The organism is Nocardia sp. NPDC019323 (assembly GCF_044389845.1).
GTDB classification, from domain to species: Bacteria; Actinomycetota; Actinomycetes; order Mycobacteriales; family Mycobacteriaceae; genus Nocardia; species Nocardia implantans.
Genome location: NZ_JBIRYN010000005.1, coordinates 514,236 through 536,329, shown reverse-complemented (window position 1 = coordinate 536,329; position 22,094 = coordinate 514,236). Strand labels below are relative to the sequence as shown.

The 22,094-nt window shown below is 69.1% G+C and carries 23 protein-coding genes; 9 read left to right on the top strand and 14 right to left on the bottom strand.

The genetic code is table 11. The annotated features are described in order from the left end of the window. Positions 1 to 291: 291 nt before the first annotated feature. The 3 genes from ACH49X_RS21840 to ACH49X_RS21830 all read left to right on the top strand — a co-directional run bounded on the left by ACH49X_RS21840 (position 292) and on the right by ACH49X_RS21830 (position 3,439). Positions 292 to 786, top strand: coding sequence for an anti-sigma factor antagonist (locus ACH49X_RS21840; protein ID WP_195081103.1), 495 nt, complete (start codon positions 292 to 294; stop codon positions 784 to 786). 166 nt (positions 787 to 952) lie between these two features. Further along, on the top strand, positions 953 to 1,858 hold the full coding sequence (locus ACH49X_RS21835) for a cyclase family protein (RefSeq protein WP_195081409.1): 906 nt from the start codon (positions 953 to 955) through the stop codon (positions 1,856 to 1,858). 42 nt (positions 1,859 to 1,900) lie between these two features. Beyond that, positions 1,901 to 3,439: a long-chain-fatty-acid--CoA ligase gene (locus ACH49X_RS21830; RefSeq protein WP_357206198.1), complete on the top strand. Its 1,539-nt coding sequence runs from the start codon at positions 1,901 to 1,903 to the stop codon at positions 3,437 to 3,439. A 552-nt stretch (positions 3,440 to 3,991) separates the two neighbouring features. Here the strand turns inward: ACH49X_RS21830 and ACH49X_RS21825 are convergent. From ACH49X_RS21825 to ACH49X_RS21800, 6 genes are all read right to left on the bottom strand, one after another. Next, positions 3,992 to 5,389 (bottom strand): phosphotransferase, encoded by a 1,398-nt coding sequence (locus tag ACH49X_RS21825; protein WP_357296696.1) that lies wholly within the window; start codon positions 5,387 to 5,389, stop codon positions 3,992 to 3,994. Further along, positions 5,380 to 6,564, bottom strand: coding sequence for an acyl-CoA dehydrogenase family protein (locus tag ACH49X_RS21820; RefSeq protein WP_195081105.1), 1,185 nt, complete (start codon positions 6,562 to 6,564; stop codon positions 5,380 to 5,382). Before ACH49X_RS21820 ends, ACH49X_RS21825 begins: the two co-directional genes overlap by 10 nt. Continuing rightward, the gene (locus ACH49X_RS21815; protein ID WP_195081106.1) at positions 6,561 to 6,953 is read right to left on the bottom strand and encodes a nuclear transport factor 2 family protein; all 393 of its coding nucleotides are present in this window, start codon (positions 6,951 to 6,953) and stop codon (positions 6,561 to 6,563) included. The genes ACH49X_RS21820 and ACH49X_RS21815 overlap by 4 nt, the downstream gene beginning before the upstream one ends. A gap of 35 nt (positions 6,954 to 6,988) precedes the next feature. Then, positions 6,989 to 7,909, bottom strand: a complete 921-nt coding sequence (locus ACH49X_RS21810) for a hydroxymethylglutaryl-CoA lyase (RefSeq protein WP_357206194.1) — start codon at positions 7,907 to 7,909, stop codon at positions 6,989 to 6,991. Further along, the gene (locus ACH49X_RS21805) at positions 7,906 to 9,162 is read right to left on the bottom strand and encodes a CaiB/BaiF CoA-transferase family protein (RefSeq protein WP_357206192.1); all 1,257 of its coding nucleotides are present in this window, start codon (positions 9,160 to 9,162) and stop codon (positions 7,906 to 7,908) included. The genes ACH49X_RS21810 and ACH49X_RS21805 overlap by 4 nt, the downstream gene beginning before the upstream one ends. A gap of 119 nt (positions 9,163 to 9,281) precedes the next feature. After that, the gene (locus tag ACH49X_RS21800; RefSeq protein ID WP_195081109.1) at positions 9,282 to 9,914 is read right to left on the bottom strand and encodes a TetR/AcrR family transcriptional regulator; all 633 of its coding nucleotides are present in this window, start codon (positions 9,912 to 9,914) and stop codon (positions 9,282 to 9,284) included. A gap of 109 nt (positions 9,915 to 10,023) precedes the next feature. On the opposite strand from ACH49X_RS21800, the gene ACH49X_RS21795 reads away from it, so the two are divergent. Both ACH49X_RS21795 and ACH49X_RS21790 read left to right on the top strand, forming a co-directional pair. Continuing rightward, entirely contained in the window at positions 10,024 to 10,590 is a 567-nt protein-coding gene (locus tag ACH49X_RS21795; protein WP_357206190.1) for a VOC family protein, read from the top strand. A 15-nt stretch (positions 10,591 to 10,605) separates the two neighbouring features. Continuing rightward, a complete protein-coding gene (locus ACH49X_RS21790; protein WP_195081111.1) occupies positions 10,606 to 11,244 on the top strand; it encodes a carboxymuconolactone decarboxylase family protein in 639 nt (212 codons plus the stop codon). A 24-nt stretch (positions 11,245 to 11,268) separates the two neighbouring features. Here ACH49X_RS21790 and ACH49X_RS21785 read toward each other — a convergent pair whose 3' ends face one another. After that, on the bottom strand, positions 11,269 to 11,790 hold the full coding sequence (locus ACH49X_RS21785; protein ID WP_357206189.1) for a MarR family transcriptional regulator: 522 nt from the start codon (positions 11,788 to 11,790) through the stop codon (positions 11,269 to 11,271). Positions 11,791 to 11,848: 58 nt separating this feature from the next. Between ACH49X_RS21785 and ACH49X_RS21780 the strand changes: the two genes are divergently transcribed. The 3 genes from ACH49X_RS21780 to ACH49X_RS21770 all read left to right on the top strand — a co-directional run bounded on the left by ACH49X_RS21780 (position 11,849) and on the right by ACH49X_RS21770 (position 14,645). Next, on the top strand, positions 11,849 to 12,574 hold the full coding sequence (locus ACH49X_RS21780) for an SDR family oxidoreductase (protein ID WP_357206187.1): 726 nt from the start codon (positions 11,849 to 11,851) through the stop codon (positions 12,572 to 12,574). A gap of 179 nt (positions 12,575 to 12,753) precedes the next feature. Beyond that, on the top strand, positions 12,754 to 13,584 hold the full coding sequence (locus tag ACH49X_RS21775) for a DUF1684 domain-containing protein (protein WP_195081114.1): 831 nt from the start codon (positions 12,754 to 12,756) through the stop codon (positions 13,582 to 13,584). Beyond that, positions 13,581 to 14,645: an LLM class flavin-dependent oxidoreductase gene (locus ACH49X_RS21770; RefSeq protein ID WP_195081115.1), complete on the top strand. Its 1,065-nt coding sequence runs from the start codon at positions 13,581 to 13,583 to the stop codon at positions 14,643 to 14,645. The genes ACH49X_RS21775 and ACH49X_RS21770 overlap by 4 nt, the downstream gene beginning before the upstream one ends. A 29-nt stretch (positions 14,646 to 14,674) precedes the next feature. Here the strand turns inward: ACH49X_RS21770 and ACH49X_RS21765 are convergent, their stop codons facing one another. After that, the gene (locus ACH49X_RS21765) at positions 14,675 to 15,166 is read right to left on the bottom strand and encodes a DUF2505 domain-containing protein (RefSeq protein ID WP_195081116.1); all 492 of its coding nucleotides are present in this window, start codon (positions 15,164 to 15,166) and stop codon (positions 14,675 to 14,677) included. A gap of 214 nt (positions 15,167 to 15,380) precedes the next feature. Further along, positions 15,381 to 16,367, bottom strand: a complete 987-nt coding sequence (locus ACH49X_RS21760; RefSeq protein WP_357206185.1) for an oxygenase MpaB family protein — start codon at positions 16,365 to 16,367, stop codon at positions 15,381 to 15,383. 148 nt (positions 16,368 to 16,515) lie between these two features. On the opposite strand from ACH49X_RS21760, the gene ACH49X_RS21755 reads away from it, so the two are divergent. Beyond that, on the top strand, positions 16,516 to 17,280 hold the full coding sequence (locus tag ACH49X_RS21755) for a TetR/AcrR family transcriptional regulator (RefSeq protein ID WP_357206183.1): 765 nt from the start codon (positions 16,516 to 16,518) through the stop codon (positions 17,278 to 17,280). A gap of 16 nt (positions 17,281 to 17,296) precedes the next feature. Here the strand turns inward: ACH49X_RS21755 and ACH49X_RS21750 are convergent, their stop codons facing one another. The 5 genes from ACH49X_RS21750 to ACH49X_RS21730 are packed head-to-tail and all read right to left on the bottom strand — an operon-like array spanning position 17,297 to position 22,083. Then, complete coding sequence (locus ACH49X_RS21750; protein ID WP_195081119.1) at positions 17,297 to 18,277, bottom strand: oxygenase MpaB family protein; 981 nt, start codon at positions 18,275 to 18,277, stop codon at positions 17,297 to 17,299. A 41-nt stretch (positions 18,278 to 18,318) separates the two neighbouring features. Continuing rightward, positions 18,319 to 19,002, bottom strand: a complete 684-nt coding sequence (locus ACH49X_RS21745; protein ID WP_195081120.1) for a hypothetical protein — start codon at positions 19,000 to 19,002, stop codon at positions 18,319 to 18,321. Continuing rightward, a complete protein-coding gene (locus tag ACH49X_RS21740; protein ID WP_195081121.1) occupies positions 18,999 to 19,970 on the bottom strand; it encodes an MlaD family protein in 972 nt (323 codons plus the stop codon). Before ACH49X_RS21740 ends, ACH49X_RS21745 begins: the two co-directional genes overlap by 4 nt. Next, positions 19,967 to 20,998 (bottom strand): MlaD family protein, encoded by a 1,032-nt coding sequence (locus tag ACH49X_RS21735; protein WP_357104867.1) that lies wholly within the window; start codon positions 20,996 to 20,998, stop codon positions 19,967 to 19,969. The genes ACH49X_RS21740 and ACH49X_RS21735 overlap by 4 nt, the downstream gene beginning before the upstream one ends. Next, positions 20,995 to 22,083, bottom strand: coding sequence for an MlaD family protein (locus ACH49X_RS21730; protein WP_357104869.1), 1,089 nt, complete (start codon positions 22,081 to 22,083; stop codon positions 20,995 to 20,997). The genes ACH49X_RS21735 and ACH49X_RS21730 overlap by 4 nt, the downstream gene beginning before the upstream one ends. Positions 22,084 to 22,094 lie beyond the last annotated feature (11 nt).

Below are 22,094 nucleotides of genomic sequence, written 5' to 3'. Positions count from 1 at the left end.
GATATCGAACGCGGATGTATCCGGCCGTGTAAGCATGCGAAAAGGTAAGGCGCACAACGTATCAGCGAGTCGATCGGGGTGGCTGCGACCGGATCCGGCGGATCGCGCCGCGCGGGCACGTGTCGTGAACCCGACGCGGTGGCGGATTTGAAACAGCCTCCGGCGGAAGGGAATCGCGCCACCGCTGTACAGACGGGCATGCGTCTGTTAGCAAGGAGGGATGGGTCTGTCTTGAAGATGCAGGGTGGCCCGGTATCGAGCGCGCTACGCGCGAAATGAATCGAGTGCCAGATGAGCACAGAATTGCACGGTCTCGACGGCGGCGCCGCGACGTCCTCGGATGGGTGGAAAGACGCCCTCCTCGGACTCGACGCCACCTTCGAACACCGCGGCGACGCGACCATCGTCCACGCCCATGGTGAAGTCGACGCCTACACCCTGCCCGCGTGGCGGCGACTCCTACGCGAGGCGACGACGACCACCGCGGCGCCGGGGCCGATGGTGATCGACACCACCGGCCTCCGCTTCATGTCCGGCCGCTCGCTGGTGGTCTTGGCCGAGGAGGCCGAGGCGTGTTCGCGCCGTGGCATCCGTCTGCGGATCGTCGGTAACCGGCTGGTCGTGGGCCGCGTCGTGGCCGTCCTCGACCTCCACGCGCTTCGGCCCGTTCACTCCCGCCTCGAGGATGCGCTGGCCGACTCGCCGCCGAGCGGGCGATTCCACGGAATCGGGCCACGGGCGTCGTGGCGCGGGCATGCCGGCGCGGCGGAGCGACACCCGCTCTGACGCCGCGTGCCGCACGGCCGGGGTTCCGCTAGGCGGAGCCCCGGCCGTGCGGCACATGGAGGCTTGACAGGCGACGTGTCAGCAATCACACTTTGCGAAGAAAGTTGACATGACTGTCACGTCATTATCAGTTAGTCAGGAGGCATCGGTGCCTGCAGTTCCCGATATGCGCACGCTCGGGCGAGAAGTGAGCAACTGGGGTCGCTGGGGGAGCGACGACGAGCGGGGGACCACGAATCTCATCACGCCCGATCGGGTGGTAGCCGCGGCCGGATTGATCCGGACCGGTGAGGTCTTCCATCTCGGCATTCCCCTCGACGGTGACGGTCCACAACCCGGCGGCCTGCGGATCAACCCCATTCGGCTGATGTCGGAGAACGGGCAAGAACAGGTTCTGCCGGGCGGGTTCAAGTGGGCGGACGATTACGTCTTCATGCCGCTGCAGGCGGGGTCGCAATACGACTCGCTCGCCCACGTGCACTACGACGATCAGCTCTACAACGGCTTCTCCGGCTCCGGCGTCACGGTCAAGGGGGCGGAGAAATGCGGCATCCACACCCAGGCGGCCGGCATCGCCGGTCGCGGCGTCCTGCTCGACGTGGCGCGGGCGCGCGGGGTGGACTGGCTGGAGGCGGGGACCGCGATCGGTCCCGATGAGCTCACCGCGGTCGCCGAAGCCCAAGGGGTCACCGTCGGCTCCGGAGACATCCTGCTGATCAGGACGGGATGGCGCAAGAAGTTCCTCGCCGATCGCGACGCGGCCGGGTTCATGGCCGGTGAGCCGGGACTGGGCCTGAGCTGCGCCACCTGGTTGCGCGAGCGCGATGTGGCGGTGGTCGGCTCGGACAACTGGGCGGTCGAAGTGATGCCGGGCGAGAACCCCGGCGGAGCGTTCGAATTGCACATGGTCCTGATCCGGGACATGGGACTGACCCTCGCCGAAATGCTCGACTTCGAGGCATTGGCCGAGGCGTGCGCCGCCGACGGCCGCTACGAGTTCTTCTACGCGGGCCCACCGTTGCAGTTCACCCGCGGGGTCGGCTCTCCGATCAACCCCCTCGCGATCAGATGAGGCGAGTGATGACCGTTGTGTGGACCCGGAGGGGTGATGTGAATGTTGGTCGGTGACATCATCGAGTACGGTGCGCGCAAGCACCCGGATCGGCTCGCGCTTCGCTTCGAGGACGAGCAGATCGATTACCGGCAGTTGCGCGATCGGAGCCGCCGCCTGGCGAACGCTCTGCTGCAGGTCGCCGCGCCGGGAGACCGCGTGGCGATCCTGTCGGGCAACTGCACCGAGTATTTCGACTGCTATTACGGCGTTCCGATGGCCGGAATGGTGCTCACGATCCTGAACTTCCGCTCACACCCGGATCAGGTGGCGGCATTGCTCCAGCACTCCGGCGCGAGCGTGCTGATCGTCGCGGCGGAATTCGCCGACGTGGTGCGGCGTATTCGCGATCGCATCCCCGGCGTGCACACCATAGTTTCCATCGGCGCCGCCGAAGGCCTGCTCGGATGGGAGGAATTCGCCGGTGGCGCCCCGGCTTCGGTTCCCGCGGTGCGCCCGGACGCGGATGACACCGCCTGGCTGGTGTACACGAGCGGGACGACCGGAATGCCCAAGGGAGTGATGATCAGTCATCGCAACCTGCTCACCGGGATCACTTCCTCCGCGTTGCACTGGGAGCTGCCCGAAGACACGGTCTTCTTGTTCTGCTTCCCGCTGTGCCACGTCGGCGGATACGTCACGGTGCTCAACCATCTGCTCGGCGCGACTGTGGGTTTCCTGCGGGCCTACGACAACGCCACCTTCCTGCGACTGGTACGCGAATGGCAGGTCACGCAGACCGGGCTCGCTCCGACGATGATCAGCTTCCTGCTCCGGGATCCCGCGCTGGACACCCGTGCGCTGGAATCACTGCAAGCGATCGGCTACGGCTCCGCGCCGATTCCGGCGGCCGTGCTGCGGGAGGGACTGGAGCGTTTCGGATGCGACTTCTATCAGGGCATGGGCATGACGGAACTGTCCGGCAATGTCCTGCACCTCGATGTCGCCGCCCATCGCCGCGCGGCGGCCGGGGAAACGGGCCTGCTCGCGTCGGCGGGAAAGCCCATGCGGCTGGCCGATATTCGTGTCGTCGACGACGACCGCAACGATGTCCCCCTCGGCACGGTGGGTGAGATGGTGGTGCGCGGTGATCAGGTGACCGTCGGCTATTGGAATGACCCGGAGGCGACCGCGGACGCGTTCACCGACGGTTGGTTCCACACCGGTGACCTGGTCCGGCAGGACGAGGAGGGCTTCGTCTACATCGTGGACCGGAAGAAGGACCTCATCATCAGCGGAGGCGAGAACGTCGCGTCGCTCATGGTGGAGCAGGCGTTGTATCGCAATCCCGCCGTGGCCGAAGCTGCCGCGATCGGCGTACGTGACGACACCTGGGGCGAGGTGGTCTGCGCCGTCGTGGTGCTGCGGGACGGCGCCGTCGCGGAAGCGGCGGATATCGTCGCCGGGTGCCGCGAGCACCTGGCCGGGTTCCAGGTCCCCCGCCGCGTCCATTTCGTGGACGCACTGCCGAAGAACGTGACCGGAAAGATCCTCAAACGCGAACTGCGCGAACGGTTCTCCCGTGTGAGTGAATCGGCCTGAGCATCGGTCGTGACGGCTCGACCGGCTCGGAGGACTGCCTCGCGTACCTCCGAGCCGGTCGAACGGCTTTCGGCGTTCCCGAGTCCGTGACCGCAGCCCGGTGCAGGTGGGCGGCGAAGTCGTCGGCCCGGGACGAATTCATCGGAGTCACCCGGTGGACTCGTAGTCCAGGAGCAGTCGGTCCGGGTCGAACCGAGGGTAATCCGCGCCGGGATGGAGCCGCCGGTCGAGTGCTGGGCCGGATATCGGATCTGTCGCCTCCGGAGACCAGGTGCCCCGGTTCATCCGGTCTCGTCGGACGCCACAGCGTGCGGGTGCTGTCGTTCACGGCCATGCGCGTCGTCTCCGCGTCGGAGTTCGTCTGGACGATCGCCTCACGGTAGGCAGTTGCCGCCCGGGGAGCCGGCGAGTTTCCCGCGCCGACCGGCGACACCGCGATCCGGCCGCCGTATCGGTGGATCGAAGGCGGCGCGGTGGTGGAGGTCGCCGCGAGATCGCGCCGTACCTCCGCCACCTGTACGCGCCTCTTCCCCGTCACGCAGTTGGCCGGCGTCAGCGCTCGGAAGGCAGCTTCCCGGAAGGGGTCCGGTGGTGTTGCGGATTCGCGACTCGTAGACGCGAGAGCACGGCGGCCGAGACCGTCCGGCGAACGGCCTCGGCCCGGTACGGCAGTTCCCCGGCACGCAGTTTCTCGGCCAGTTCCGCTTCCGACGCGCAATGTAGCCCATCCAGCAGCTCCGCCACCCGGGACGTGGCGCCGGCGTCGCGTAGTTCGCGGCCGGATATCCGCAACAGGGAGACGCAGATCCGCAACAGATAGCGCTGCCGCTCGCGGTCTTCGGTCAGAGCCGGGCCGATGTCATCGGTCAAGGTCTCCGCGACCAGGTCGAGTATCTCCGTCACGCCGGGGCGGTCGTGGACGCTGGCCTCGGTGGTCGCGGGGCGATTGCCGTGAGCGGTTGTGTCGAGCAGATCGAGCGCGTCGATGAGGTCGTATTCGGATTCGCAGACCCGGCGGCCGATCGCCGCCAGCTCGAGTGACCGCTCCGCGCCGCCGAGGTGACGTTCGGCTTGAAACCTGCTGAGGATCAACCACTTCAGCGTGCCGAACACCTCCCACCAGTGCAGTTCCGCGTCCGACGGACGGTCGCCGGTGGCGCGCTGGTAGCCGTCGAGAAGTTGTTCGCGGGTGCCGAGACCGGCCACGGGCGCGGGCGCGCCGAAGCGCCAGGCCCGGACGCACAGCCAGCCGAGGTCCTCGATGGGGTCGCCGAGATGGGCGAGTTCCCAGTCGAGGACGCCCCGGATGCCGGTGGGGTCGATCAGCAGGTTGCCGAGCCGGAAGTCGCCGTGTACCAAGCCTGCGGGCCGGCCCGGCGGGCGGTGTTCGCGCAACCAGAGCAAGCCGATCTCCACGGCGGGGCGGGGTTCGCGGATATCGCGATAGACCCGCTCGATGGCGTCGAGGGGATCGGCATCGTCGAGCATGGTGAGCGTGTCGACGGGAGTGCGGTGGATCAGGCCGAGCACATAACCGAAGTCTTCGGCGATATGGCCGCGAACGTTCTCGAACTCCGTATTCCGCTGCAATTTCCGGGGGATCGACTCGCCATCGATCATATTCATCAGCAGATAGGGCGCGTCGATGCCCGGTGCGGAGTCGCCGCTGGCGAGGACTTCGGGTACCGGGACCCCGGCCGCCGCGGTGGCCCGCAAGCAGGCCGCCTCGGCGCGCATCCGGCCGATGTCGCCGTGGCCCGGCGGATCACGGCGCAGCACCGCGGCGAGCTGTCGTCCGGTCTCGTCCGTGGCGCGGACCGCGTACACCTCGCGGCTCGCGCCGCCGGTGAGCCTGCGTACCTCGGCGGCGGCCAGGCGCGCGCCGGTCGCCTCGCTCAGGACAGCGCGCACGCCGTCGGCCAAGGTCACCGCGGAGGTCGTCACAGCCACGGTGCGGCCCCGGGGTCGCGCAGCAGCCGCCGCGCGGTCGACATGCGGTGAACCTCGTCCGGACCGTCGTACACGCGGGCGTAGCGAGCCTGCCGGTACATACGTTCCAATGGCGTATCGGCGGTCAGGCCCAGTGCGCCGTGCACCTGGATGGCGCGATCGATGACGTCGTGCAGCATGCGGGCGCCCCAGAACTTCACCAGCCCCACCCGGACGCGGTAGTCGGCTCCGGCGTCCATCGCGCGCGCCGCGTCGAGGGTCATCAGCCGCGCGGCGTGGATCTGCGCCGCGGACTCGGCGATGTAGCGGTGGATCTCGCCCTTCTCCGCCAGCACCGACCCGTGCGCGAAGCGGGTGTTCGCGCGGGCGCACATCAGCTCGTAGGCGCGCTGGGCCTGGCCGAGCCAGCGCATGCAGTGGAAGATCCGGCCCGCGCCGAGGCGGTCCTGCGCCACCACGAATCCCTTGCCGCGTTCGCCCAGCAGGTTCGCCGCTGGCACCCGGACGTCGGTCAGCCGGACTTCGTAATGATCGCTCGGGTCGTGCCCCATGGTCGGGATGGCGCGCACGATCTCGAACCCGGGGGTGTCGGTGGGAACGATGATCGCGCTGATGCGTTCGTGCCTGGGCGCGGTGCCGGGCTCGGTTCGCGCGAACACGGTGCAGAACGCGGCCTGCTCGGCAGCCGTGGTGAACCACTTGTGCCCGTTGATCACCCAGCTGTCGCCGTCGAGTTCGGCGCGGGTTTCGATCAGCGTGGGGTCGGAACCGGCGGCATCCGGCTCGGTCAATCCGACCGAGGGCAGGATGTCCCCGGACACCATCGGTTCGATCCACCGGTCGCGCTGCTCTCGGCTGCCGTGCCGGTGCAGCATGAGGGTGTCCTGCATGGACACCGAGCCGACGGCGAGCTGGCCGAACTCGGAACGGCCGATGATCTCGTTGAGATAGACGAAATCGAGGAACGGCAGGCCGCCGCCCCCGACTTCCGCCGGATGGCCCAGCGCCCACAGACCGAGCTCCTTGGCCCGCTCTCGCAGCCGTGCCAGCACCGCCGCGGCGGCAGCGCCGGGCACGGCGAGAACGGCCTCCTGCGGGATGACCTCGTCATCGATGAAAGAACGCAGCCGCGAGGCCAATTCGGCTACTCGGCCCGCGGGTCGGTCGTGGGTCATGCGCGACGCTCCCCGGCAGCGGTGGACACCTCGCGCAGCGGCCGGGTCGCGGCCGAGTCGACATATTCGTCGATCCGGGTGATGCGCCCGTCCCGGACCTGGACGAACAGGCTCGCCGGAACCTCGAGCGCGCCGTGGCCCGGCAGATGACCACGCAGAACGTGCTGCTGGGCGAAGCCGTCGGGGAGCGCGTAGCGGCGGATGTCCTCGTAGCGCAGATTCTCGACGGTGCGCGACAGCCAGCGCAGCACGCGCAGATTCTCGGCGACGGTCTGTTCGGTGCCGTCGTCGTTGTGCCAGATCCTGGCATCCGGCGCGTACAGGTCGGTCAGCGCCGTCGCGTCGCCTGCGCTGACGGCGGCGAAGAAACGATCGGCCAGTTCATTCATGGGGTGTCCTCTTCTTCGAGCACGTGCCGCGCGGGTCAGCGCCCGGCGGCGGAGGATGGGGCGAGGCGTCCGCCCGCGCGCAGCAGGTTGCTGTCGGCGGGCTTGCCGAGCAGGCGGGAGAGCAGACGCGCGGCGTCGAGGGTCGCCTCGAGGTCGATGCCGGTGGCGATGCCGCTGTCTTCGAACAGGTAGACCAGTTCCTCGGTGGCGAGGTTCCCGCTGGCGGCCGGGGCGAAAGGGCAGCCACCGAAACCGCCTACGGACGAGTCGAACCGGCGGATGCCGTGCAAGTAGCCCGACCACGCGTTGGCCGAACTCTGGCCGCGGGTGTTGTGCAGGTGCAGACCGAGGTCGATGCCGGGGGCCGCCGCGCGCACCAGATCGATCACCGCGCCGGTGCGGCGCGGGGTGGCGGTGCCGACGGTGTCGGCGATGGAGAGGCTGTCGGCGCCGGAGGCTATCGCGCGGGCGGCGATCGCGGCGACTCGCTCCGGCGGGGTGGGGCCGTCGAACGGGCAGTCGAAAGCGATGGCGATGATCACCTCCAGCTCGCCACCCGCGGCGTGGACAAGATCGGCGATGGGCGCGATGAGCGCAACCGATTCCTCGCTCGTGCGACCGACATTCGCCACGCTGTGCCCGTCCGAGGCCGAGACTACGTATTCGAGCCGCGTCATGCCCGCCGTGAGCGCTCGCCGGACACCGCCGACCCCCGCCACCAGCGCGGAGAAGACGACACCGGGCCATCGATGCAGCTGGGCGGCGATGGTCTCGGCATCGGCGAGTGCCGGAACCGCCCGGGGCGAGACGAAGGAGGTGACCTCGATACGGCCGACGCCCGTCGCGACGAGCGCATCGATCAGCTGGAGTTTGGCCTCGGCGGGGATGGGCGCTTCGATCTGCAGGCCGTCGCGCGGCCCCACCTCCCGGATCTCGACCTGCGCGGGCGCGGTCACGCGATCGTGCCTTGGGCGCGCAGCGCGGCGAGCCGGTCCCGGTCGTAGCCGAGCAGCCCGGCGAGGACCTCGTCGGTGTGCGTGCCAGGGCGGCTGGGACCGCCCCACCGCACACCGCCGGGTGTGTCGCTGAGTTTGGGGACCACCCCGACTCCTTTCACCGGGACCGGATCGAACTCCTCGTCGGCGGGCCCGACGGAGGGATCACGATGGTCGACGAAGATCTCGCGGGCGATGAACTGGGGATCGGTCATCACTTCGGCGACGGTGTTGACCGGACCGGCGACCACACCGAAGCGGGCGAGCAGGTCGATGAGATCGGTGGCGGTGAATCCCGCCGCCCACTGCGCGATCAGCTCGTCGAGTTCGTCCTGATGTTCGCCGCGCGCGGTGTGGTTGGCGTATCTGGGGTCGGTGGCCAGCTCCGGCCGCTCCATCGCCGCGGCCAGCCGCCCGAACACGGTGTCCTGGTTGGCCGCGATGATGACCCACAATCCGTCCTTGGAGCGGTACAGATTCGAGGGCGCGATCCGGTCGAGCCGGGTGCCCGACGGCTGCCGGACGTGTCCCGTCTTGTGATAGTCGGGGACGGTGGATTCCTGAATGGCGAGCGACGACTCGGTCAGGGCGGCGTCGACGATCTGCCCGCGCCCGGTGCGTTCCCGCACCAGCAGCGCGGCGAGAACGCCTTGGCAGGCGAAGAGCCCGGCGAGACTGTCACCCAGGGACAGCGCGATCCTCGGCGGCGCCTGTCCCGGGAACCCGTTGAGGTACCGCAGCCCGCTGACGCCCTCGGCGACAGAGGCGTAACCCGGTCGCGACGCATAGGGGCCGGTCTGCCCGTAGCCCGATACCCGTGCGAGCACCAGCCCGGGACTGATCGCGGACAAGACGTCGTAGCCGAGCCCCCAGCGCTCCAAGGTGCCCGGACGGAAGCTTTCCACCACCACGTCCGCGGTGCGCACGAGTTCCAGGAAGACCTCGCGCCCGGCCTCGGTGCGCAGATCCAGGCTGACGCACCGCTTGTTGCGCGCGTGCACCGACCAGAAGTACTGGTGCCCGCCCGCGGCCTGCCCCCACTCGCGGAGCGGATCGGGGCGGTCGGGGGCTTCGATCTTGATGACGTCCGCGCCGAGATCACCGAGGAGGCGGCCGCAGTACGGACCGGCGATCAAGGTTCCCAGCTCGAGCACTCGGTACCCGTCGAGCGCGCCGGGGGGCGCGTCCGCGCCGGGCTGAGCCCCCGTTGTCATGATGCCTCCTCGGGGAATGGCGACATGGTGGGATCGGTCGCGGCAAGCGACGCGCCGGTCGGCTCGCAGGCACCGAAAAGCCCACTCGAGTAAGGGTTCTTGGATAGAGCGAGGGTCGGTCAGCGCTCCTGATCGAGGCCGAGCGCGCCGACGCACATCTGGTCGAGGGTCTCCAGCAGCGCCTCTTCGTTCGCGTCGTCGCCCTGGATCAACCACAGATACAAGGTGTGATCGACCATCGCGGCCATCGCGCGGGCGGCCAGCTCCGGGTCGAGATTCGCGCGCACCAGGCCTTCGGACTGCCAGCGGGCGATCGCGCGCGCGGTCCGGTCGATCAGCTGGCGGCGATGCTCGTGCCGCAGCAGGCGGAAGTCGTCGTTGATGGTCGCGACCTGCTCGATGATCGCCATCATCAGCGCGTTGCGCCGGTATGCCCGGTAATACGACCGGTTGGACGCGATCAATTTCTCGGCGGGCGACAGATTGCCTTCCGCCGGTTCGCGGCGGTGCATGTCCTCGAAAAGCCGATTGCTGAGCTCGCCGAAGACATCTTCCTTCGATTCGAAGTAGCGATAGAAGGTGCCGTAGGAGACCCCGGCCTCCTGGGCGATGTGCTCCACCCTGGCGTCGAGGAAACCGACTGTTTCGAAGACCTTCCGCGCCGCGTCCAGCAGCGAGTCGCGCGTCTTGCGTCCTCGCGGGGTCAGCGTGTCCACCGGGGCGGGGGAACTATTGACAGATGACTTCGCCACGAGACAGACTATTCCCGAAGATGACATGACTGTCAAGTCATCTTTTGTCCGGCCATCGGTGCCGGATCGGTTGCGTCGGCGACCATTGTCGCTCATCGGAAGGATTGCCATGAACGCTCCCAATTCGAAATACGAACTGCGCGGAATCAATCACCTGGCCCTGGTGTGCTCCGATATGCGCCGAACGATCGATTTCTACAGCGGAATGCTGGGGATGCCGTTGATCAAGACCATCGAGCTGCCCGGAAATCTGGGGCAGCACTTCTTCTTCGACTGCGGTAACGGCAACACCCTGGCCTTCTTCTGGCTGGCCGACGCCCCCGACGCCGCACCGGGCGTGGCGGCGCCCAGGGGCCTGCCCGACGCGGGGGAACTCCTCAGCGCGGTCGGCTCGATGAATCATGTCGCCTTCGCCGTTCCGCCGGAGCGGTTCGACGAGTACTACCAGCGGCTGCGCGACGAGGGCATCGAGGTCAGCCGCGTGCTCAACCACGACGACAGTCCGGCCGGTGTGTCGCGAGACGTGCACCCGGGGACGTTCGTGCGTTCGTTCTATTTCCAGGATCCCGACGGCGTGCTGCTCGAATTCGCCTGCTGGACGCGGACGTTCACCGAGGCCGACGTCTCCCACGAGCCGAAGACCGCCGCCGACCGCCGAATCCCCGCGTCGCGCTGAACCGAAAGAAGCGTCATGCCCCGACTGCGTGAAGTGCCCCGCGCCGAAGTCACCGACGAGCGGATCCTGTTCTTCTACGACCGCCTGTTCGGCCCCGACAAGGACCCAGCCGTCGATCACGGCACGATCCACGCCACGCCCGGCGACTGGTGGACGGTGTTCGCTCAATCGCCGGAGGTATTCCGGCACGCCGTGCGCGGTTTCGCCGTCTACCGCAACGCGACCCTCGATCCGGCGTTGCGCGAATTGGGGCAGAGCCGGGCCGGATACGCCCGCGGCAGCCAGTTCGTCTTCTCTCAGCACTGCAAGCAGATGCGCTCGCTTGGCGTGCCCGAGGAGAAGATCGCGGCGATCCCGCACTGGCAGATCAGCGATTGCTTCTCCCCGCTGGAACGCGCTTTGCTGGCCTACACCGACGCTCTCGTCTACGACGGAGGGCGCGTTCCGGACGAGGTGTTCGCGGTGTTGCGGGCCGAGCTGACCGATCGGGAGATCATGGAGTTCACCTACATCACCACTCTCTACGACATGCATGCCACCATCTGCCGGGCGCTGCGCCTGGAATACGACGACCGGCCGGAACCGGTGGCGGAAGTGCGGCTGCCCGAGGGTGTGGAAGCCAGGGATCTGTCCGCGGATCTGTCCGGAACCTGATCCGTTCGGGCGCGCCACGGTGGCCTAGGCCGGTTCGGCGGATCGGATCGCCGCCTCGAGCGTGCGCAATGCCGCGGTGAGCACGGCGCGTTCGTCGGCGGCAAGCCGGTCGGTGAACGCGGTCTCGTGCTCGAGCAGGGCGGGGACGACTCGTTCGATGCGGCGATGGCCGTCCGGCGTGAGCGTGACCAGCACGCCGCGCCGGGTGGCCGAGGTCGGTTCGCGGATGATCAGCCCGGCCGCTTCGGCGCGGGCGAGGCGCTGGGAGATGGCGCCGGCGGTGACGAGGCTGCGGGCGGCGATCTGGCGGGTGGTCAGCTGGTAGGGCGGCCCGGATCTGCGCAGGGTGCTGAGCAGGTCGAGGGTCGATTCGTCGATGCCGAGCCGCTGGAGGGTGCGCTGGCGCTCGTCGGTGAGGAGCTTGGCTACCCGCCACAGCGGCGTCAGGATCTCGATCGACTCGACCCGCGCGCCGGGCAGCTCGCGCCGCCAAGCGGAGGCGATCTGTGCGGGTGACGGTATCTCGTCGTGTGTTTCGTGCGTCATTGCCGGAATTCGCTCTCCTCGTTACATTTAGTGCTAAATATAGCGAGAGGAGACGAGAATGCGCGGAACGGTCGTCGTCACCGGGGCCAGCGGGGGAATCGGCCGCCGGGTGGCCCAGCGGTTCGCCGCAAGTGGGGCGGACGTGGTGATCACCGGGCGATCGCCGGAACGGGTCGAGCGGACGGCACGCGAGCTCGGAGCGCGTGGGATCGTCTGCGACGCGGCGGTTCCGTCGGAGGTGGAGAGTTTCGCCGAGTCGGTCGGGCCCGAAGTCGATGTGCTGGTGAACATGGCCGGCGGGAACACCGATCTCGCCGCGGGAAGCGCCGATGCGGCGTCGCTGGCGGAGGTGGCCGAGCGATGGACGGCGAACCTGTCGGCGAACCTCCTCAGCGCGGTCCTGACGACCTCGGCGCTGCGGGAGCGACTGCGACCCGGCGGGGCGGTGATCAACGTCGGCTCGATCGGCGCCGAGTACGCCGCCGGGTCCTACGGCGCCGCGAAGGCGGCGCTGGCGGCATGGTCGGCCGGGCTGTCGGCGCAGCTGGCGCCCAGCGGCGTCACGGTGAACACGGTCGCGCCCGGCTACATCGAGGACACCGACTTCTTCCAGGGGCAGCTGAGCGAGCAACGACGCACCTCGTTGATCGAGGCCACCCATGACAAACGCGCGGGTGATCCGGATGACGTCGCCGGGCTGATCGAGTTCCTGGCCTCGCCGCACGCCAGGCACATCACGGGCCAGACCCTTCACGTCAACGGTGGCGCGCACACGACGAGATGAGAGCCGGCGCGCGGGCCGGTTGCGTTCGCGCTGATCGCAATCCTGTCGGTGCGCCGCGGCCTGCGGTTGAATCCGGTATCACCTCCGTCCGCAGTCCGCAGTGGTGCCACGACATTTCGGCTCGAATCGTGAACGGCACCGGACCGGGGACGGGCACGGCTGCAGACGAGGAGCACCACATGACAGCGCAGGCCGCCGCGGCAACTCCGACCGACGCCTTCGTGGCCGACTGGCAGGACTGGCACCGCGGGCAAGAAGCGCGGCTGGCCGACCCGCACGGTTTCCTGGCCATCACGAATCTGCACTGGCTTTCGGAGACGCCGCAGCGATTCCCCGACGCGCCGGGCGCTTGGTCCACCGGCGCCGATGGCGTGACGGTGGTTCTCGACGACGGTGACGAACTGGTGGTCGACGGCACACCCGTGCGCGGCAGGCATGTGTTCGGGGTCATCCCGGAACGCGGTGGGGTGAACGCCGTTTGGGGTGACGCGGTGATCGAGGTCGCCAAGCGCGGCGGGCACGACATCGTCCGCCCGCGGCACCCCGGCAACCCGCTGCGCACGGCGTTCCGCGGCACGCCCGCGTACCCGCCACATCCCGAGTGGGTGGTCACCGGGCGGTATGTCGCTTTCCCGCAGCCGCGGCCGACCACGGTCGGCGCCGCTGTCGAAGGACTGGAACATGTCTACGAGGCGCCGGGCCAGGTGGAGTTCGAGCTGGACGGACGGCCGCTGCGCCTGACCGCCTTCCCCGGCAAAGACCCGGGCGGCCTGACCGTGCTCTTCACCGACGAGACCTCCGGGGTCACCACCTACGCCGCCAACCGCGTGCTGCAACTGTCGCCGCCGGAGGCCGACGGATCGGTGCGGCTCGACTTCAATCGGGCCGCGAACCTGCCCTGCGCCTACACCGATCTGGCGACCTGCCCGTTGCCGCCCGCGGAAAACCGGCTCCCGCTCGCGATCGAAGCCGGTGAGAAGCTGCCGTACGAACGCGGCGGAGTTCGATGAGCGACACGACGCCCCGGATCAGGACATTGTCGTTCCTGACGCCGGGCAATTATCCCGATGACGACCCCTACTCCGGGCTCGAGGACACACTGCGGCTGTTCGAGTACGGCGAAAGCCTCGGTTACGACGGTGCGTGGATCCGGCAGCGTCATCTCGAGCACGGCGTCGGGTCGGCGGCGGTCTTCTTGGCCGCCGCCGGTCAGCGCACGAGTCGAATCGAGCTCGGCACTGCTGTGATTCCCATCGGCTACGAAAGCCCGTTCCGGCTGGCCGAGGATCTGTCGCTGGCGGATGTGCTGTCGCGGGGCCGTTTGCAGGCCGGATTCAGCGCGGGCACACCGCCGCACGCCGACTTGATCGGCGATCTGGTCTTCGACGGGGACTGGCGTACCTACGATCTGTCCTACGGGCGGATCGCCCGGCTGATCGAGAACCTGCGTGGCGACTACCTCGGTGCCTCCGATACGGTGATCCACTCCCCGGGCAACACTCAGCGGCCCCGGCTACAGCCGCACAATCCGGGCCTGATCGACCGGCTCTGGTACGGCGGCGCCAGCGGCCGTTCGGTGCGCTGGGCGGGGGAGAACGGCCTGAACCTGCTGACGGGGAACATCGTCTTCGGCGAGCACAGCGACGATTTCGCCACTACTCAGTCGAGCCTGGTCACCGAGTATCGCCGGCTGGTGGATCCGGCCGGGCCCGCCCGGGTAGCGGTGGGGCGGGTGATCGTCCCGTTCGACAGCGCCGACCGCGCCACTCGCGAGCGGTACCGCCGATACGCGGCGAGCAGGCACGAGCGCACCCTCGCGCCACAGGGGGAGCGGCGCGTCCTGTTCGCGCCCGATCTGGTCGGACCCGCCGTGGAGATCGTCGACCGGCTGCGCGCCGATCCGGTGCTCGCGCAGACCTCGGAGCTGCGGCTGGAACTGCCGTACGAGTTCCAACGCGCCGACTACGAGCAGATCCTGCACGACACCGTGAAGCTGATCGCCCCCGCTCTGGGCCGTCGGCCGACGACCGGAGCCGAGCACGACGCCGGTGCGGTGACCGCGACCGCTTGATCGGTTGTGTCCGCGGGCTTGCGTGACGGTCACCGATCGACGCGGCGGTGGCCGGTGATCCAGGTATCGGTGAATTCCGCTTCCGCGGCGAGCACGTCGCGGAGCCGGGCGACGACCGCGCCTTCGATCCTCCTGCCGAACAGCGGGATGCCGACCTCGGCCGCACCGTCCACGATCGCCACCGCGGCGGTGCCGGACTCGGTGAGCCGGACGGTGCCGCTCACCCGCGCGGGCACTCCTTCGACGCGAGCGTCGAAACTGCCGCCGTCGCGGGCGTAGATCTCGGTGCGGGTCACGACCAGGCCCTCCGGTCGCACCGCCGTGACGACGCCGGGCAACTCCGCCGCCGCGACGGTCTGCGTCATGCGCACGCGCACACGGTCGTCGGCGGCGTCGAAGGCGACGAGCACTCCGCCGACCTCATCGACCCGGTCTTTCCAGTACTGCTCGTCGGACAACGCCGCGCGAAGCGCCTCGGCCGAATGGGAGTAGGTGGCCGTGTACACCACAGGGGTCGCCATAGCGGCACACGCTACCCGCCACGCGGCGCTCCCGAGCCGCTGAATCGCCGGGGCTTCCTACCGGGACGGGCCCGATTGTGTTGCGGACCATCGTGTTCCACGCAGGCACACCATGCCCGTATGCTTCCGCGGTGCCGCAGCTGGGGACGGCTCAGCGTAGCGATAGTCAGATTTCCTGAGACTATCATCAGGCCATCGGCGCGGTGGCCCCGCCTCAGATCGGGCAGCCGCCCGCCGTGCTCGTGGGCGGCGCGAAGGAGTCCAGCGCGAACCTTCGGTGGTAGCGGACCAGTTTCTCGTACTGCAGGCGGTTGTAGGCCAGCGGGAGCAGCAGCAGGCGATCCGGCAGCAGCCGCCACGCCGCCCGCAGCAACCAGACGTACACCGCGAACTCCCGGTGATGGCGCTGTTTCAGCTCGAAGCCGACCATGTCACGGACGCCGGGGTGCATGACCTCGGCCGAGCACACCTGGATCACGTGACCGGCGAGAGGACGCAGCAGCAGCCACAACGGCATGAGCACGGTACGAGCCAGCGGCGGCAGCCCGAGGGTCGGCAACGGCAGCCGGGTCAGGCCGGCGAACTGCTCGACCAGGAACGGGTTCGCGGCCAGTTCCCGCTCCACCATCGCGTCGTAGTATTCGGTCGCCGACGCGAGGTCCGGCGGCAGCTTGCCCGACCGCGCGGCCAGTTCCAGCCCGGAAAACCCTTCCCGCAGCAGCTGATAGGCGGCTTCCTTCTCCTCCGGCCGCAGCACCGTCCCGGTGCAGTAGGTGAACGTGTTCAGCGCGACGAACATCCCGCTGACCCCCACCCAGATCCACGTCTGCGGATTGAGGGCGCTGTAGCGGACATCCCGATAGTCGCCGCGGCCCCGGCCGTGCACGTCACGGTGGCGCTGCTTGAGCCATTCGGCCTCGGCCAGCCGGTCGGCCGGATCGCCCCACATCGCCAGCAGCGCCGAGAAACCCGAACGCACGCCCCGGTCGGCGAAGTTCGCGGCGAAGCGACCGGTGCGGTCGACGGCGGCGGCGACGGGGACGAGCGCGACCTGATCGAAGGCGGCGCCGGCGAACACGCCCGACAGCACACTGCCGGTGTGTTTGCGGAACTCGGCGATGACCTCGGGGCGCACCCGATCGGACAGCGCCGCTGCGGTGGCGGGCTCGGAAACAACGGGCAGCTCTGCGTTCGTTGCCATGGGTCACCTCTGAACTACGGGTGATAGTGACATAGCTTCAAGACTATCATTTCTGGAGTGGTACGACGAGATCCGCTGCGACGGGGGCGGTGGAAGAGCCGATGGTGGTGGCGAGGTGACGCGAACGATGCGCGGTAGGCTCACGCCGATGAGGGCGCAGCGAAACGATTCGAGCAAGCCCGAGGCGAGCACCCGGCGGGAAAAGGCCGCGGATGACGTCGGCCCGGCCGGCCCGCACGCCTCCGTGCGCCCGCAGGGACGCGGCGGTGAACAGGCGGTCGCGGAGTTCCTGAACGCGGTGGGCGACGCGTGGGCCGATCTCACCGCGCTGGATGCCCGATCCCGTCGCATCGTCGAGGCCGCCCGCGACTGTTTCGCCGAGGTCGGCTTCGAGGAGACGACGATGGTCCGCATCGCCGAGCAGGCCGGCGTCGGCGTCGCCACGGTCTATCGCCGTTTCGGCACCAAATCGGCCCTGGTCCGCTATGCCCTCATGGCCGAATCGCAACGCGTCGGGATCATCGTGGCGGAGGCGGTGCAGCGCTCGGCGGGGCCGGTGAGCGCACTGGCGGAGATGTTCTCGGCGTTCGTGAGCGAGGCGAAGGCCCCACGGTTGCTGACGCGCAGCCTCCGCGTCTCGTCCGCCGCAGGGGAACTCACCCGCTTCCTCACCGGCGACGAATTCATCGAGCAGGGAAGGACATTGGTCGCGCGCTTCATCGTGCACTGGCAGAAACGCGGCGAACTGGGTGTCTTCGATGCCGAGGTGGTCGCCGAGCTGTTCGTCCGCCTGACCATGTCGTTCATCTCGAACCCGCACGGCGCGCTGCCGCTGGCCGACACCGCGGCGGCGAAGGAGTTCGCCCGGCGTTTCCTCGCCCCGTTGCTTTTCCCGCATCCCGGCGGCGGTTAGCCCGTTCCGGCAGCGGCTACTGCTTGGGACGCACGCGATACGCCGCGGATTTCAGTTCTCGCTGCTTCATCCGCTCGATGCACCGGTGGTGCTTCCTGGCGTGGTAGGCGATGGGAAAGTAGGTGAGTCGCTCCGGCAGCACCCGGTAGGCGAGGCGGATGACCGCGTAGATCCGTTCGAGTCGCCGTTGCTCCTGCTCGCTCCATTCCACCCCGATCATGGCCCGCAGGCGCGGATCGAGCATTCCCACGATCGAGAGATAGTTGAACCGCAGCAGGGGACGAGCCAGCCCACGCGCCAGGGAGCGGACCGGGAAGGGCAGCGCCCGCAATTGCTCGCTGTCACCGGAGCGCAGGTCGGCGAACTGCTGCCGGACGTCGTCGGTGGCGCACAGGACATCCGACACCATGTGCTCGTAGTAGGCGTCGAATTCCGCCCTGGTCTTCGGATAGCCCTTCATCGGCACGCGCAGGATCCGCGCGATGCGGATGTTGTCGGCGAGTAGATCGTCCAGCTCCGTCGCGGTGAACTCGCGTCCGATCAGCAACGGCCCCGCCTTGGCGGTGGTGACGTAAGCGGTCGCGATGACCCATTGGTACGCCTCGGGGTTGAGGGCGCTGATATGTCTGCCCTCCGCGTTGCGCATGGTCAGCGGCTCGTGCAGGGAACGCAGTCGTTTGCCCTCGTCGATGGCCTCCATGCCGCCGTAGGTCCAGCGCAACACCGAGTCGACCGAGCGGATAGCGCGGCCGAGCGGATCGGTGCGGGCGACGGAATACCGGTCGACGACATCGCGGATCACCGGATGCAGCCCCTGCATCGCGAACGCGGCGCCCTCGACCACCAGATAGGTCCAATGGCCGACCATTTCGGCGGTCATGGAGTCCGGCGACACCAGTTCGATGGGTTCTCCGTCGACCGTCACCACCCTTGCGGCGGCCGCACCGGGGCGCGCGGCTTCTATCGTGCTGGTGGAATCGCGTGAGGCTCTGGTCATCATCTTCTCCTGTCTCATGGACTGCGAAAGCGGATCGCGCTTCATCGGGGCGCCGGTGCAGGCGCGGGGGTCGGTGCGGGCAGATCGGGAGTCACGCCGCCGACGTCGGTGATGGTCCAGGCGGCCGCGCGGTTGAGCGTGACGGTGTAGGCGGCGGTGGCGGTGACGCCCTCCGGGGTCTGTCTGCTGCGCGAATTCATGTCGACGAACACCTGGACCACGAACAGATCGCCGTCGCGGCGCGAGACTTTCGCGGCGAGCAGTTTCGCGGTCGCGGTGTATTCCATCTGCGACAACCACGGCCCGACGACGTCGACGGCAGCCGAGAGCTTCGGCGCGAGTTGCTGACTCACGCCGGCCTGCAAGGCTTTGCGCCATCCCTCGATGTCACCCGGGCGTACCTGCGAGACATTGAGCGCGTACGACGAGGCGGCCTGTTCGGCGGCGGCGTCCACGGCCAGCTGCGCGCGCAACGACGCCAGTTCGTCATCGGAACCGGCGCTGAGCCGCCCGGCGGCGAAAGCCACCGCGGTCACGACGGCGGCCGCGACCACGGCGGCGGTGGGACGGGCCCATCGACGGAGTGCGCGTATCCCGCGAATGCGCCCGACTCGTGGTCCCGCGGGTTCGCTGGAAGTATCCGCCGGTTCCGCATCGTCGGCAGCGGCGCTTTCGGATGTCGTGCCGTCCGGCGTCGTCCGGCGGATCCGGTCCGTGGTGCTCATCGTTCTCCTTCGTCGGCCTGCGCTGTCCGGAGGGTGATCCGCAGGCGGTCGCCGGGCAGTGCGCTGAGGGCGCGGTCGAGCAGGGTGGCCATGTCGACCGCCCCGAGCGCGGGCCCGGCGGCTGAGGACACCGGCCGCAGCGCCACCCCGAGCGCGCCGAGTTCGGGCGCGAGCCGGCTCAGGAAGTCGACGAACTGCTGTTCCTCTTCCCGCCACGAGCCGAGCACTTCACGGCCGCGCAGCAGGGCCGATCCCTCGAACAGGTACTGGTAGGACACGCCGAGCGTCGCGCCGAACCGGTCGAGTTGCGGCGGCGCCGCGGTCAGCGCGGGCCGCACCCAGTCGGCGTCGGGCATGAGCCGCAGCAGATTGCGCAACACCGTTTCCAGGGACGGCTCGTGCCGAGCGAGCGTGACCGCGAGCAGTCCGGCGGCCCGCTCGATCGCCGGAGCCACCTGCGGGGCGTGCTCGACCGCCGCGGCGAACGTGTCCACCAACCGGCTGATCGCGGCCGCGTCGGCCTGGTCGAGCAGCCGCGCCGAAGCCGCCAGCAGTTCCGGCACGGTGGCGGGCGTGTCGACCGAGCCGGCGAGTTCGTCGCCGTCGCGCAGGTAGCCGGCGCGGCCGGGCTCGCCCGGTAGGAAGGCGAAGACCGGTTCGCCCAGCGCGGAGAGGTTCTCGATTTTCATCACGCTGTTCACCGGGATCGGGCGGGCACGGTCGTAGGACAGCCGCAGCCGGACACCTCCTGGCACGCTGCGCACCTCGTCGACGGTGCCGATGTCCACGCCGCGGTAGACGACGGCCGAGCCGGGGCGCAGGCCGGCGGCGTGGTCCATCCGGACCGTGACATGGTCGCGCGCGGCCATCGGTTCCAGGTCGAGGACACCGAGCACCAGGTAGCCACTGCCGAGCGCGGTGACCACCGCGAGCGCCACGCCGGACAGCCAGGCGGGAATCCTGGTCATGGCAGGACTCCGATCAGCCGGAGCAGGATCAGCGCGTCCACATCGCGGTCTGGACTGCCCGCGAGTCCGACCCGGCGCAGTTCCAGCGCCGGATTGCCCAGGAACGGAACCACTTTGCCGGACAGCAACTCCGCGAGCAGCGCGCCGTTGCCGGTCCAGACGGCGGCATCGGGCGACGGGTCCCGCAACAGCACCGCCGTTCGCTCCAGCGCGTCGTTGAGGTGGGGCAGCCGGGGAATGAGCCAGTCCAGCCCGGTGGTGAGCGTGTTGACATCGATCACGACGTTGAGCACCGCGGTCATGAATTCGGGGACACGGCCGAGCCGCCGCGCAGCCGTTTCCGAGAAGAGGAATCCGACCTCCTCGCGCATCTGGTGCAGCCGCCGCGCCAATTGATCGGTGGCGGCGACGATCCGGTCGATGTCGCCGACACCGTCGGCCGCGGCGCCGAGGTCGGTGGCTACGCGGCCCGCCAGTTCCCTGGTCTCGGCCGGATCAGCGGGGAGGACGCGGTCGAGTTGTTCGACGGCGTCCTGCATCCTGGCGGCGCTGCCGCCGTTGACGAACGCCGCCATTCGCTCGAGTATCTGCTCGATCTGCGGGCCGGTGTCGGTGTCGCGCAACGGAATGGTGTCCCCGTCGCGCAGCAGTGCGACCGCGTCGCCGGGCGGCGGCAGCAGTGCGAGGTAGATGTCGCCGAGGACGGTGTTCTGCCGCAGTTCGGCGCGCGTTCCCACGGGCAGGCGCACGTCCGAACGCACGTCGATGTGCGCGACCGCGGCGTGCGGGAGGAGATCGATCGACCGCAGCCGGCCCACGTCGGCGCCGTCGCTGCTGACCCGGGCGCCCGCGGGCAGGCTCAGCACGGACTCGAACTCGACCGCGAGGCCATAGGCGGGTCCGTCGACGCCGGTGCCGGGCAGGGCATGGTCACTGGGGTCGAAACCGCAGCCGCAGGCGGTGAGCAGCAGGGTGACGATGCCCGCGAGCAGCAGCCGCGGACCACTCGGCCGTCGCCATCCGTTCATCGTGCGCCTCCGACGGTCGCGAGAACGGCCAGTGGCAACGGCAGCTGGGCCGCGTGCGCCGAAAGCGCCTGACAGGTAGGCGGATCCGGCACCGATGCGCACAGCGCCGTCGCATCGGCCGCGCCGAGAACGACGGCGGGCGGACGATAGTCGAAGCTGAGGCCGGACCCGTCTTCGATCATGCTGCGCAACATCGTCATGACCCCCGGTATGGCCGCGAGCAGATCACGGGATTCCTCGGCTCTGGTGCGCGCGAGCGTCACTATCGGCACCGAGGATTCGAGGATCTCCATCAGGTAGGGGAAGTGGTGGTTGAACAGCCGGTCGAGCGGGCCGATCGCCGCCGCGAGCTTGCCGACCAGGATCTTGACGATCACCAGCGTGCGTTCGAGCAGTTCCAGCCCCGGCCCGAAGGTGATCAGCGAGGTCTTGATGTCGCTCCATTCCGCGGCGACGAACCGGCTCAGCTCGGCGGAGTTGTCCAGTAGTTCGCCGAGCTGGGCCAGGAACGCGTCCGGCGCGGCGAGCAGGTCGGACAGCTGCCGCAGCTGCTGGTCGACGGCGGGGCCGAGTCCGCGCAGTTCGCGGTCCGTACCGTCGAGCAGGGCCCGCAACGGCGTCGCGCCGTCCGGTCCGGGACGGGTCAGATCGTCGAGGAGTCCGGTGAAGGAGCCGAGCGCGTCGGAGACGCTCACCGGCGTGGCCGTGTGGTCGGGCGCGACGCAGTGATCCGCGGGCAGCGCCGGTCCATCCCGCACCGGCGTGTCCACCAGTTCTACGCGACGGTCGGTGAGTATCGAGGAATTCATCACCACGGCCCGCATACGAGCCGAGAGCGGGCGCTCGCCGATGGTCATCTCCACCCGGACGTGTCGGTGGTCGGGCACGAGCGCTCGCACCTTCCCGACCGCGACACCGCGGATCGTCACGGGCGCGTCCGGATAGAGCCCGAAGGTGTCGTCGAACAAGGCGCACACCGCACGGGTGTGGCGCTCGGCGTCGTGGATCGCCGCGCCGGCCACCGCGGTCACCGCCACCGCGGTCGCGATCAGGATCGCAGGCGCCCGGCGTCGTCCGCTCTGCATCGGCCACATGA